The organism is Siphonobacter aquaeclarae, assembly GCF_900103285.1.
GTDB lineage: Bacteria > Bacteroidota > Bacteroidia > Cytophagales > Spirosomataceae > Siphonobacter > Siphonobacter aquaeclarae.
Map to the genome: position 1 here is coordinate 1 of NZ_FNGS01000009.1, position 12,911 is coordinate 12,911.

Genomic DNA, 12,911 nt, shown 5'->3' on the forward strand with positions numbered 1-12,911 from the left:
GGCCGTGTCCACTTGACGGTGATCTGCCCGTCGGCAGTGCCGGTGTTGTCAACGGTGACGTTGGTGATGTAGAGCAGCTGGTTGGGCCTGAGCTGGCAGGCCTGCGCCGAGAAGGTGCTGTAGAACTGGGTGAGGTTATTGGCACCGGGGAAGACAGCCACCAGGCGGTAGCTGTACTCGGTGTTGGGTCTGAGGCCGTTGTTGTCGGTATAGGTGGTCTGGGTGGCCGGCACGCGGGCTACTTCGACATAGCCGGGCGGGGGTCCGGGATTACAGACATCGGGGGTGAGGTTGGTACATCCCTGCTTGCGGTAAATGATGATCTGGGCGCCTGTAATCTGGCAGGGATAGGCATCCCAGGCCAGGGTGAAGCCTGCGGTGGCAGATCCGCTGGTGATGCGCAGGCCCGTGGGGGCAGGAGCAACGACGCGGATGCGGACGGTTTTGGAATCAACCAGGGAGGGCTGTACCGAACCGGGACTGTCTCCGACCTTGAAGAGGACTTCATAGGGCAGGGCACGGATGTGATCGCAGGAGGTCTGCCAGGCGAAGGTACCGGTACCGGGTGTAGCCTGCGGCTGGGTGGGTACGGTAAAGGTGGCAAAGGGCGCTTTGATGAGGTCGATGCCTGCGGGCGAGAGCTTGTAGACACTTCCGGTGGAGGAAATGGTGAGGCGGTTGCCGTCGGGATCGGTGGCGCGGACGGTGAAGTTGACGGGCTTGCCGGCCTCAACGCAAATATCGGCGGGTACTTCGATGGTGGGCCGCTTGTTCTGGCAGTCTCGGACGATGATCTGCATGTCGCGTGTGATCTCGCCTATTTTGATGCCGTTGCGCCATTCTTCGATGACAAAGGCGACGTTGTACTGTCCGGCGCACTTGGGAGCATCCCAGATGAGGTCGCCTGTACGGGCATTGATGGAGTAGGTGGCAGGTCCTGTGAGGGCTTCGTTCTGTCCGGCGCAGTTGGGCACCAAAGTAGGCTGAACAAAGCTGGGAATGACAAATCCGTTGCAGGACTGGCCAGGTTGCGTCATTTTACTCTGACTGATCCGATAGGCGAGACTATCGCCGTCAGCATCAAAAGCATTGGGGTTGTGGATGTAGCGCTGACCGGTGCAAGCTTCGAAATCAACCGGCGGGTTATTCATCACCGGCGTATGATTAAGCCCCAGAAACGAGTTGATGAGTAATGTTGATTCGATATAGAACGGAGTAATAGCAGATGCGCCGTTTGTAATGTTGAGCGTGTTTCTGTTCCGGTTTTCAATACCGACGGAGATGGTATAAGTACTGGGAGCGCTGAAGGTGTGGGTGGTTTTAAAGACCAGCCGTCGGGTATTATTACCGACATCGACGAGACCTCCCGGAAAACCTTCACGCTGAACAACTTCGACAGGCGAACCGTCTCCGAAACAGAGCGTCGCGGTAGTCTGGGTATCAGTAGCTTCCTTCCCCGTCAGGTAATCACAATAAATAGTCAGGGTAACTTCATAGGTCAGGGTTTGGTCGGAAACGCGTCTGGCCGTGATTTCTCCGGCGCGTACGTGGGTAGCCAGCGCAGACGGAGCAAGCCCAAAGAAAAGACAAACAACAACTCCCCAGAAAAGGTAAAGAGGCCTCATTCGCAGTATTTCGGGTTGGGAAACGATGGGTGAAGTTCCGGTATGCCTGTGTGGGAAGGACAATACCGTTACTGGCTACCAACGACAGCTTCCCGATAATGTTGCGAAAGGACAAGACTCAAATTCCTTCAGAATTCCACCCTGTAATAAAACAACGGCAAAAACCCGAGCTGATACTGACGCTTGAGATACCGGTCAGACGGCGCCTCCCCCGGAATCGGTACGAACGTCACACCCAGAACGTTCTGCTGTCCCGTGAGGTTGATCAGATCCAGCGCTACCTCGTGGTTCAGCCCGAGTGCATTTTTCCGGAAACCCAGTCGCACGTCGAGCCGGAAGTAGTTCGGGAATTGCCCGCTATTCCGGTCTCTGTCCTGAAAAACAACCTCCCGCTGCAGCAGCGACGCGGCGACGTTCACAGGCCCGTACCGGCGGCCTCCCGCCCAGGTGATCTTTCCGCCGGCCACGAGGGTAGTCCGTTTTTTCCTTCCAACCGGCCATTCTCCCCCGCCAAGCAGGTTGGTGGCAAACCGGCCGTTATAGTCCGTATTCCGCCAGACGCCGTCGTTGGCCCGGTATCGGGAATCGTATACTGACCCGGTCCACATCAGGTAATAGTTCCGGCTGAAGTACTTCTCGACCGTCAATTCCGCGCCGATGTTATATCCGATACCGGTATTGGTGAGAGTATCCGGAAACGAGCGGCTGAAGGCCGAACCCTGGTTGAGCAGGGAAAACGACGATGTCGGCTTGACTGAAACCGGAATATGCGACAACCGCTGATAATACGTCTCGGCTTTGATATGTACCGAAGGAGATACCTGCCGGTCATACCCGAAGATATAGTGCAGACTCCTCGTCAGGCCCATGTCCTGATTGTAGCGCACCGGCACGCCATTCGCCGGCTGCTGGTAGAAATAGGTATAGCTGGGCTGGGTTTGGTGATGCAGGCCAATACCGAGGCTGAACCGGTCCCGGTCTGTCAGCCGGTACTGCATCCCGAACCGGGGATCGATTCCCTTCGAATGCGTATTTAACGTATAAATCAAGGCATTAATACCGGCGGTAAGCGTCAATTTCTCCGTCGCCCGTACTTTCACCTGCGCAAACGGCTGGATCTGCCAGGCATGCGTAGCATAGTCCCAGCGCCGCTCCCAGTACCGGGCCGGAAAACGGGGAGGTTCCCGCAGGATACTGTCTGAATCGCTGTAGCCGAGGTAATCCAGGTTGATACCGGCGCGGAGCGTCGTCCGCAGGCCGATTTTCCGGGTCAGGGTACTGTTCAGCGTTGTTTTGGTATCCCGGAAATCATAACCCATCTGGTAGTGTTTTCCGGTCATTTCGCCGGAGGCGCTGTAATCCAGCAGGTCGTGATTGGCCCAGCTCCGCAGCCGGCTATGGGAAATGACTGTCCGAAGATACGTATCGCGGTTGATCGGAAAATCGTTCCGGACACCGACCGTATACATCGACGAGCGGAAGTACTGATCCCGGTCCTTGTCCGCATACAGGTCCTCCTGAAGGTCTTTGTTTTTCGAGACGACAATATCGATGGCGCTCGTCCCGCCAATTCCAAAAACGGAAAAGGTCCCGAGTTGGCGTGTCGGCAGGTTGATTTTAAACGTCAGGTCCTGGTAGTTGGGCACGGCGGAGGTACCGATCTGCACGCCCAGTTTCTGAAAAAGATTCAGCGTGGAATACCGGTAAGCTACCAGAAACGACGACTTGTTTTTCCGGGACAACGGCCCCTCCGCCATCGCTTCCAGACCCAGAAGCCCCGCCTGAAGCGTACCTTCTGTCTTTTCACTGTTTCCGGCCCGGAGGTTGAGGTCAAACACGCCTGCCAGTGCATTCCCGAATTCAGCCGGAAAGGCACCCGTCATAAACTCGGAATTGGCGAGCGTTTTGCTGTTGAGCATCGTCACCGACCCGCCCTGCGTGCCGGGAATAACGAAGTGGCTGGGATTCGGAATCGCGACGCCCTCCAGTCGCCAGAGCAGGCCCTGCGGCGAGTTCCCGCGTATGACAATGTCATTCCGGGAATCGTCCGACCCCTGCACGCCGGCGAAGTTCGATGCCATCCGCGCCGGATCATCCCGGCTGGCCGCATAGCGCCCGGTCTCTTCCACCGAAAACGGCCGCGTGCTGATGGTACTCATCTCGTTGACGGCGCGCCGCTCCGCACGTACCTTCACTTCTGTCAATTGCCGGATGTCCGCTTCGAGCTCAATGGTCAGGACGGTTTCCTTCCCGCTGACGACGATCACATCGGGAATACGCCGGGTCTGGTAACCCACAAACGATACCCGGAAGGTCCGGCGTCCTACCGGTACGCCCGTCAGCCGGAAGTACCCGTCGGCGTCAGCGACAGCACCTGTATTTCCGTTTTCCGCCAAAAGAAAGGTCGCGCCTGGCAGCGGCGTCCGCGTTTCCTGATCCAGAATGCGTCCGCGAACGGTTTGCGTGAGCTGCTGTCCCCGGGCTGTCAGAGCGAACAGGAGAAGGAGAAAAAGCTGTTTCACCGGTAAATCATGTAGGTATGCGGGATGCCGTCTTCGATGTAATCGTGCCCCGTCGGCTCAAAACCCAGCGAGGAATAAAATGCCAGCAGGTACTGCTGTGCGCCGATTTTAATAGGTTCCGGTCCGAATAAGCTGTGACAGAGGGCTATCGACGTTTCCATCAGCTTCCGGCCGAGGCCGCCGCCGCGCGCAGACGGCGACGTAACTACCCGGCCGATCGACGTGTATCCTTCGTAGCTGTCGTTCAGCGCGAAAAGACGCGTATAGGCCACCAGTTTGCCGGTTTCGTCTGTGCCGAGGCAATGCCAGGCAACAGCATCTTTTCCGTCGGCATCCTGGTAAGGGCATTGCTGTTCGACGACAAATACCTCCGATCGCAGGGCGAGGAGGGCATACAATTCGTGAAGTGTCAGTTCGTCGAAACGCTTCAGAGTAAACGTAACCATAGAAAAAGTCAATAAGGAGAAGGACTTACGCTCGTCCACCCGCCGTCGACTACCAGGCTCTGCCCGGTAATATGGCCGGCCTGCGGTGAGACGAGAAACAACACCGCCGAGGCAATATCCTGCACACTCGCAGGCTTGCCCATGGGCGTAATGCGAGACCAGGTCGGGACGTACTCCGGATCGTCGAGCGTCCGCTCGGTCTGTGTTGCCCCCGGCGCCACGCAGTTGACGGTGATGCCGAAAGGCGATAGCTCGATGACCAGGGCCTTCGCCAGCATTTCCAGCGCCGCTTTCGTCATACCATAGGCTGCGAGAAACGCGTGGGCCTGGTGCCCCGTCACCGACGACATCAGCAATACCCTGCCTCCCGTACCCTGCTCCCGCATCTGCAAAGCAGCTTCCTGCGTCAGAAAAAAGCTGCCCTGGAGGTTCAGGCGAAGAAGCTGATTCAGGGATTCGGGCTGGTACTCAAAAAAGCTGCCGAAAGTGGTAATACCGGCATTGGCAACCAGGATATCCAGTTTCCCGAAGCGGGCCACCGCTTCGCTGACCAGCACACGGATAAAAGAAACATCGGAAGCGTCGCCCGCAATGGCTATAACCCGGCCTCCGCGTTCACGAATGCGTTCCGCCGCCTGCTGCGCGAGGGTATCGTCCAGGTCGTTGAGGACTACCGCCGCACCGCACTCCGCGAGTTGTACACAGATTTCGTACCCGATTCCCTGTCCGGCGCCGGTTACCAGTGCCACCTGATTGTCAAACGAAAACATAAAGGCAAATAGATTTAGAGACGATTCAGGGCGGAAAATACGGAATCGGAGAGCACAAAAAAAGCTTTCCGGCGATCATACCGGAAAGCTTTTATCTGGCGGCAAAACGGATCAGAAGCCGGTTTTCTTCTCGGCAGGCTTCTTCGCCGGAGCGGCCTCGTCCGTTTCCGAGAGCGAAACGCGGGGCTTGAGCTTGGTCGAATCGGCGGTTTTCTTCGCCGTCTGGGCGACGTTGATTTTCTTTTTGTTTTTGGACGATGTTTTGCCCGCGGGCGCGTCCGTTGCGAGGGTATCGGTTTCCGCGATTTCTTCCGGAGCCGTAACCTTTTTGGAGTCTTTCTTTTTACTTCCTTTCGCCGGCGCTTTCGCGACGGACTGCTGCTCTTCCACAGGCTCATCCGACGGTTCGTTTTTCAACTCGGGCGTTTTGGCTACTTCCGGCGCTTTGGTGACCTTTTTCGGAGGAGCAGGTTTGGCCTTGGTGCGCGGCCGGTACATGGTTGCAAAGCGGTCGACAAACGAGTTCTTGTCTTCTTCCGTCACGACCATGATTTTATTATCCTTACCGACCTTGGCCTGTACCTGGTTGTTGAAATCCGGATCGGAGCTGATGACTTCCGTCGTACCTTGGGCATAGGCGAAGTAGTACCACACATCCGGGTTCAGTTCGATGTACAAAAAGAGGTTATCGTTTCCGTCCGGGTTTTTCCGGATTTCGACGGCACCGTCAAACAGGCCGTTGATATCCGTTGTGCCTACGTTCGAGATGCCGATTTTTCCAACGCTGTAAAATGCCTGATTCTCCGGATTATACCGGAGGCTGACGTTGGAAAGGACTGCCGTAGCGGCAAATTTGGGCGATATAGTCGGCAGCGGGACGTTCGCGCCATTGGTCGATTTCTGGCTGAACTGCTCCGCTGCTTTTCCGCCTGCGATGTTCGATATCTTCGCGAGGAGGCGGTCGAAATCTTCTTCTGCTACTTCCTCGCTCAGTTTTTCATCCAGATTGGTCTTGACAATTTTGTCTCCCGCGATGGCCATTACCTGAGGCGGGATGGGCGTATTGAACACCATCATCGTATTGAGCAGGTACTTGGCGGAGTCGGGAACGAGCCGCCCGAAACCGGCCGCCTGCAGCACCGTAGCGGGCGAGAAGAGGTTGAGCGGACCGTCAAACGTAATGACCTTCTTCGCATCATCGAGTACATACTTCTTGCCTTCCAGGGTCTGGTCGTTGGCCCGGGCGTCGTTGGCGATAGTCAGCTGCTGGGTTTTGGGATCGTCCCGCAGGGATCCGCTGGCCAGGAAAAGATCCTGATCCTGAGGTGATTGCTTGGCCGAAAGGAAGGTCAGATACAAGCCTTCCGAACCGAAGTGAACCCCGGCGTAGAGTGGTGTCGCATTGTCTTCTCCTTTCAGTCCGTCTACTTTCAGGCTCAGAATGTCACCGTTATTTCCCTGAAACGGAATCCAGCCGGGTTCGGCGAAACGACTTTTCAGGTTGGGCTGAATAGCTCCTTTGAACCGGAGACCCTGCTCGGCGGCGTTCATGACGGCATCACCCTTGAAAAGCAGCCGGGGCGTCAGGAGGAAGCGGGTTTCCTCCCCGATTCCTGCCCGTGCACTGGTAGAGTAGCTCACCGAAGCGGCAGGTGTTGCAGCGCCGCGGGTCCGGCGCTTCGGCGCGGCAGTGGGAGCGTCGGCGATTTCCTTGAATTCGAACGCGTCCATCTTCAGCTTTGTCGTATCACCCTTCGCCCGGATGTACTGATAAATAGCGTTCCCTTCGAATTTTTTGGCCGACAGAATCTGAATATTTCCATCCGCCAGGTGGTGAAATTCGTTGAGCGTGTCGGCGATGACTTTCGCTTTCTTCAGCGGCGCCATCTCTGCGTCCTGCTTGATGGAAACCAGGCCCTTGTCCGGCAAAATCTTCGCATCAGCAGACCGGATGAACGGTACTCCCTTGATATTCAGGGACATCTTTTCAATGTCATACAAAGCCTCCGCTCCGTTGAAGCTCAGCCCTTCCTGCCCGGGGTTGGTGGAACTGAATACCGAGGTTTTGACATTGCCTTTCATCGTGATGGTTTTCTTCGCGATGTCCCAATCGGCCCGGTTGATCGTCGTGGTATACGCGGCATACGGGAAGAAAAGGCTGGAAGAATCTTCCACCGCGGCGTTTTTCGGCGTTTGAATAGTTGCCGTCTGGGCCACGGTATTGAAGGTTACATCCATCGCCCGGCCGAGCAGCGCCGGCTTCGCCGCACTGCCGACCTGAATCTGCGAGCGCTCGGCTACAAACTGGTTCTGCCGGAACTGAAAGGCTGATGAGGTGATTTCGGAATCCTTCCGCTTCATCACGCCATCCCCGAAAAGTCCCGAAGACCGGACCACCAGGCTTCCGCTGAGTTTCGAGCTGGCGTTGTAGAAATCGAATGGCGTTCCCTTATCACGAATGATGAGACTATCCTGCTTCGGAACCCATTTCATTTCATAGTTTTTGAGGACTACTTCCGGGAAATAAGCCTTTCCGCGGAGTCCTTCCTGAATGCGTCCCGCCGTTCCGTCAAGGCTCACGAGCGAATCGGGGGTGAGGATAAACTTCTTCGCATCGAGCGACGCCGCCAGGACAGCCAGGTTACCGTCCGCCTGAAGACCGTTGTAATCCATTTTCAGCGTTCCCGTTACCTTCATTTTGCCTTTGCCGCCGTAGAGCGTTATCCCCGCTTCCGGTACTTTGTAGCTGAAGCCCAGCGAGTTATCGGGCATGGTAATAAGCTTGGTCTGGATCGGAGGCAGGATGCCGTCGGAATAGAAGGTTCCCAGAAACTCAATATCCCGGGAAGTAAGGCTATCCTGGTCAATCTTCGGAATCTTGAAATACACCTTCCGGTTGTACACGCCGGCAAGGTGCGAGGTATCGTCGAAATAGATATTCACCCCATCCGGTACCACAAGCCGCGGCACACTCGGTTTTTTTCCGGATTTGTTATTCGGTTTTCCGAGGTATAGCCGCCCCCCGGACGTGTACTGCAAATCCTGCCCGATTTCCTTCGCGTTTTTCTTGCCCTTCATTTGCTGAGGGACGAACGTGACGGTATCCAGCTTGTCGAGATTGACGTAAAACTGCTCGTAGTTGAAGTTCAGATCCCGACCCTTGAAGCGAAAGTTATCCAGCTTCATTTCACCGTTGAACTGGAAGGATCGGTTTTTACCGACTTTCACGATCCGATCAGCAGGACGGATGTAGATTTTCAGCGAATCGCTGACTTTGAACGGCGCGACACCACGGATCGTCAGAATATTATCCTTGAAATTGATCGATGCGTTGGCGAGGCTGTCCCTGTCGGATCCTGCCTGGGTGGAGAGAATAATCAGGTTATCAAAGTCCTTTTTCGCCAGGGTAGCGCCGAGGTAGTGTTGTCCTTTTTTACTGATCGAAACCCGGTCGGTATCCGGGTTGTAATCGACGAAACCCTGTTCGATGGGCGGCACGAGCGCGTCGCGCATCAGCTTGCCGTTACGCTGGTAGTGCGCCGCCAGTTCGTCGATGGTAATCGAAGTAACTCCCTTTTGTTTCAGGCAGTTAGCCAGAATAGTTACGGGGTGGAATCCCTGCGGACTGGTCAGTTTTTCGTACTGCGTCGGCTCGAAGTAGTCGGCCGATTCAAACCGGGCCGGTACGGCATTCTGTCCCGAAATAATATCAAACTCAATATGCTGTCCCGGCAGGCTCCATTTCAGCGCGTCGGCCCGGATGGAAAAGCCGTGGTAGCTATCGGTATACAACGCGCTCCGGTAACCGCCTTTCTCGATTTTCGCGAGGCGGAGGTTCTTCGTCTGGGAATTATAAAAGAACCGGACAGCGGGATGCGTCAGCGAATCCGTTGCCCCGATGTACCCCGTAAACTGCGCGGACGGACTGGAAATAAGCGTATCGCTCAGCTCAAAACCCTTGCTGACAGCCAGGAAAGCTACTTTCGCATCCTGCAGCACGGTCAGCGTAGCGCGGTGGCCGTTGGCTGCCGAGCCATAGGCACGGGTACCGATCAGCGAAAACCCGCCTTTGTATACGACATCCCTGCCGAGGTTCTTGAGTTCGGCCTTCGCGTCGGCCGACTGAAACTGCGGCTGCGTCACGGGCGCATTCGGGGCGCGTTTCCGGCCATCGAAGCGGAAGGTACCTTTCACCGGTTCTTTCAGCCGGGCGTCGTAATGCAGAACGGCCTCGTCTGCCAGCAGCCGGGGATTTTTAAAGAGCATTTTGTACGACGTCAAGTCTACGCTCGCCTGGCTGAGCGCGGCCTGCGGCCAGGCATACTTGCCTGATTTTCCATACAACAGGGCTTCCCGGATACCCACCGTCATCGACGTATTATCGACCACGAAGGAATCCTGGGCCGAAACGAGCGCCAGGGAAATGCCCGATAACTCGAGTACCGGGCCGGCCGCGATGGTTTTGGCTTCGGGGACGGTTTGCCAGGTATTGTCGGACGTTGCCGACGTCGGATTGTCCCAATTGTTGTCATCCCAGCCGTTTCCCCAGCCGTCGTCGGAGGGTTCGGCGGGTTCTTCCTTTTTCGCCTCGGGTTTGACTTCCGCGACCGGGTTGGCCACGTCAAAGGCCTGATCGGCATAGCGGAAGGTAAACTGGCCGCCGGACGTCACCAGCTTGTGGTAGTTGGACGTATACAGTTGCCGCGAGGTGAGAAACAGTTTCGCGAACTGGAGGTAGCTGAGGTAAACCTTGGAATCAAATGCCTTGAAGGTTTTTTCGGTGGTGGTGAGAAACTGCGCGAGGCCGTCGCCCGTCAGCTGCTGCCCGCTCAGCGCCTGAAACCAGGGCAGGAGGTAGGCCGGCTGGCGCATGTTTTTTCCGATCATGGCCTTTGTCTGGGCAATGATCCGGGTTTTCTGATCGGCGCCGAAGTTGTTCCATGCAGCAGAAAAATCGGCGCCTGCCTGGGTTTGCCCAAAGGACGTTGTCAGCGTCTGGACATCCTGCACAAACTGATCGGGCTGGTCGGAGAGTTTAATCTGCTGAGCATGAGACCATTGTGCAATCAGAAAAAACACAAGTAACAGACTTATCCTCATAATGAACCTGCTTGGGTCCCGCGGGGCGGGATGGTGACTGTATCGGAACGACAGTTTCTTCATAAACGTCGGAGCGGGTTGTTTTCGCCAAAAGAAATACGAAAAAAGGAAGCGGAACGTCGCGGCGATAACATCTTCTCCCGAAAACAAAAAATCCGGACCCCGGCCCAGGGCCTGAATCCGGAAAAGTACAGTGGGTTTTACTCAGACGAGCCGGAAGCGGGCAGCCGCCCAACCGTTGCGGGTCTTGACAGAAACGAGTTCCAGACCGGAGGCATCGGCTACGTCCTGTATCTCGGGCAGGTCTCCTTCGTAGAAACCGCTGACGACCAGCGTTCCGCCGGGCGTCAGGTATTGTACATACGTGGGAATTTCCCGCAGCAGAATATTGCGGTTGATATTGGCCAGAACGACTTCATACTTCTCAGCCGGCTCGGTTTCGATGGTTCCCTGCCGGACGCGCACGATGTTTTCGACCCGGTTGAGGCCGACGTTCTCCCCGGCGTTTTCAGCGGCCCATTCCTCGATGTCAAAGGCCGACACGAACTTCGCGCCCCGCAGGGCTGCCATGATGGCGAGAATACCGGTGCCCGAACCTACGTCCAGTGCGCTTTTTCCTTCCTGATCGATCTCCAGCTGGTGGGCGAGCATCATCCAGGTCGTTTCGTGATGCCCGGTTCCGAACGACATTTTGGGATTGATCACAATCTCATGCGTGAAACCGGAAGTATCCATTTCATGAAATCCGGCCCGGACCAAAACCTGGCCTTCCACGTCGATGGGCGGGTAGTTTTTCTCCCATTCGGCGTTCCAGTTCTGTTTTTCCATCCGGCTGGTTTCGAAGGTCAGCGGGCCGGTCAGGGGCTCGTACCGCCCGATGATTTCCCGGACGGCCTCTTCATTGTATTGATCTTCCGGCACATAGGCCAGCAGAACGTCGTCTTCTTCGACAAAAGAATCAAAACCGATCTCGGCCAGTTCGGCCACGAAGATGTCGGCAAACCCGGGAGAAACCGACAGTTTCAGCTCATAGTAATTCATGCGGCGAAATTACGGGATGGGTTCGTTTTTATTGTTCAATACCGGGCGTTAATGCAGCAGTTCGAGAAACTGGTGATGCTCCCGTTCGGAATACGTGAATTTGCACTGCTCGTATTTCGGCGCCGAAAACCGCGGCCGGACATTGTTGGAGAAGCAATACGGTTCCTTCGGAATGCCGAGGATATTCGTATTCAGCTTTCCGTCCCGGTTTGAATCCTGGAAAATGGCGATGGCGTATTCACCGTAAGGCAGCCCGTCGACAAAAAGGGTAGGCGTCGGCGTGCCTGCGGGGTCCAGCGTATAATTTTTGAATGTCTTTTTGGTAAAAGGGTCATCTTTCCGGAAAATGCCGACAACGATCGGAGAACGGGTGTCTTTCAGGTTCGTGAACGTGATGGCGAGGGGTTCCTGCGGTCTGGTGTCTAAAAGCGAGATAAGCGACAAAAAGAAAAGCATACGGGCAAAAAATGTGATGGCGTACCCGAAAGAGACAAAAAAATTGGGCATAAGCAAAGCCAATGCCCAATAACGTTCAACCTTCAACCTTTGTCTGTTTTGGATTGGTTTGAGATATACTCCCAAATCCAACCAGACATTCAGACGTCGTTAAACGCCTGAACGCCACAAAAGTAGATAATTTTTATTAAAAAAGTGTTGCCGCAACTTTGCTGGAATTTTCTAATAAATTCCGATTCTGTATTTTATTTTAAAATAATCTACTGAAATTCAATGTAGTAACATAAGAATATTTGGGATAAAAAGAGCGTATAGTTGGAAACGGTGGCAGAAAAAAATACAGGGATTACAGAATTCTAATAATACACCGTCCTACAGCATAATATCCTGCTCAACCGCGGCTTTTTGCCGACGAATCACGGAAAGATTACGCTAAAACCGCTTATTTTTTGTGACTGTCCTGCTGCTTTTCCACCCATGCCAGGGTATTTTCTACCTCCTGTAATTTTTGGCGGGCAAGCAAAAGAGATTGTTTCATGCTTGTCAGCTCCTGTTTTCGCGCGGTTGTCGGGGCGGAATTTTCCTCCTGCCCGATGGCGCGGAGCTGCTGTTCAATCCGGTCGGCCAGGGGTGCTCCCTTGGCGGCCGTCGGCTGTTCCATGTTCGAAAGCGTAGCCGTCATGGCTTCCGGCGCGTTGATGCCGTTTTTTTCGGCGGGCGTCGTCATCGGTGTGCGCGTGGAGTCGCCGTCCGGCGCAGTGGCCGGTCGTTCCGCCAGGGCGAGGCTGTCGGACATATCACCGCCCGAGGGCGTCGACCGCATGCTCTGGCACGCCGTCAACGCGAGTGTGAGGAGAAATAGGGTCGTTTTCATGATGGCAATACCTGAAAACGACGTGCCAGGAGGCATGGGGCAGAGGGCACGGGGTGGAAAACGGCCCCATGCCCTCT

General features: G+C 55.4%; 7 protein-coding genes and 1 pseudogene. All 8 read right to left on the reverse strand.

Going from position 1 to position 12,911, the window contains the following annotated elements:
• Nucleotides 1–1,625, reverse strand: a pseudogene (locus tag BLR09_RS20860) (gliding motility-associated C-terminal domain-containing protein); the annotation flags it as partial.
• 128 nt (nucleotides 1,626–1,753) lie between these two features.
• Complete coding sequence (locus BLR09_RS20865) at nucleotides 1,754–4,147, reverse strand: carboxypeptidase-like regulatory domain-containing protein (RefSeq protein ID WP_093207572.1); 2,394 nt, start codon at nucleotides 4,145–4,147, stop codon at nucleotides 1,754–1,756.
• Entirely contained in the window at nucleotides 4,144–4,593 is a 450-nt protein-coding gene (locus BLR09_RS20870) for a GNAT family N-acetyltransferase (RefSeq protein ID WP_093207574.1), read from the reverse strand. The genes BLR09_RS20865 and BLR09_RS20870 overlap by 4 nt, the downstream gene beginning before the upstream one ends.
• Before the next feature lie 8 nt (nucleotides 4,594–4,601).
• A complete protein-coding gene (locus BLR09_RS20875) occupies nucleotides 4,602–5,363 on the reverse strand; it encodes an SDR family NAD(P)-dependent oxidoreductase (protein ID WP_093207575.1) in 762 nt (253 codons plus the stop codon).
• A gap of 111 nt (nucleotides 5,364–5,474) precedes the next feature.
• Nucleotides 5,475–10,442 carry a hypothetical protein gene (locus BLR09_RS20880; protein ID WP_218126701.1) on the reverse strand — a complete coding sequence of 1,656 codons (4,968 nt, stop codon included), beginning with the start codon at nucleotides 10,440–10,442 and terminating at the stop codon, nucleotides 5,475–5,477.
• A 225-nt stretch (nucleotides 10,443–10,667) separates the two neighbouring features.
• A complete protein-coding gene (prmA, locus tag BLR09_RS20885; RefSeq protein ID WP_093207578.1) occupies nucleotides 10,668–11,504 on the reverse strand; it encodes a 50S ribosomal protein L11 methyltransferase in 837 nt (278 codons plus the stop codon).
• Nucleotides 11,505–11,552: 48 nt separating this feature from the next.
• Complete coding sequence (locus tag BLR09_RS20890; protein WP_093207852.1) at nucleotides 11,553–11,960, reverse strand: DUF2141 domain-containing protein; 408 nt, start codon at nucleotides 11,958–11,960, stop codon at nucleotides 11,553–11,555.
• Between the two features lie 442 nt (nucleotides 11,961–12,402).
• Entirely contained in the window at nucleotides 12,403–12,834 is a 432-nt protein-coding gene (locus tag BLR09_RS20895; RefSeq protein WP_143011174.1) for a hypothetical protein, read from the reverse strand.
• Nucleotides 12,835–12,911 lie beyond the last annotated feature (77 nt).

Coding starts and splice junctions, on each gene's coding strand:
- BLR09_RS20870 (WP_093207574.1), bottom strand. CDS start 4,593: ATGGTTACGTTTACTCTGAAGCGTTTCGACGAACTGACACTTCACGAA.
- BLR09_RS20875 (WP_093207575.1), bottom strand. CDS start 5,363: ATGTTTTCGTTTGACAATCAGGTGGCACTGGTAACCGGCGCCGGACAG.
- prmA (WP_093207578.1), bottom strand. CDS start 11,504: ATGAATTACTATGAGCTGAAACTGTCGGTTTCTCCCGGGTTTGCCGAC.
- BLR09_RS20890 (WP_093207852.1), bottom strand. CDS start 11,960: ATGCTTTTCTTTTTGTCGCTTATCTCGCTTTTAGACACCAGACCGCAG.
- BLR09_RS20895 (WP_143011174.1), bottom strand. CDS start 12,834: ATGAAAACGACCCTATTTCTCCTCACACTCGCGTTGACGGCGTGCCAG.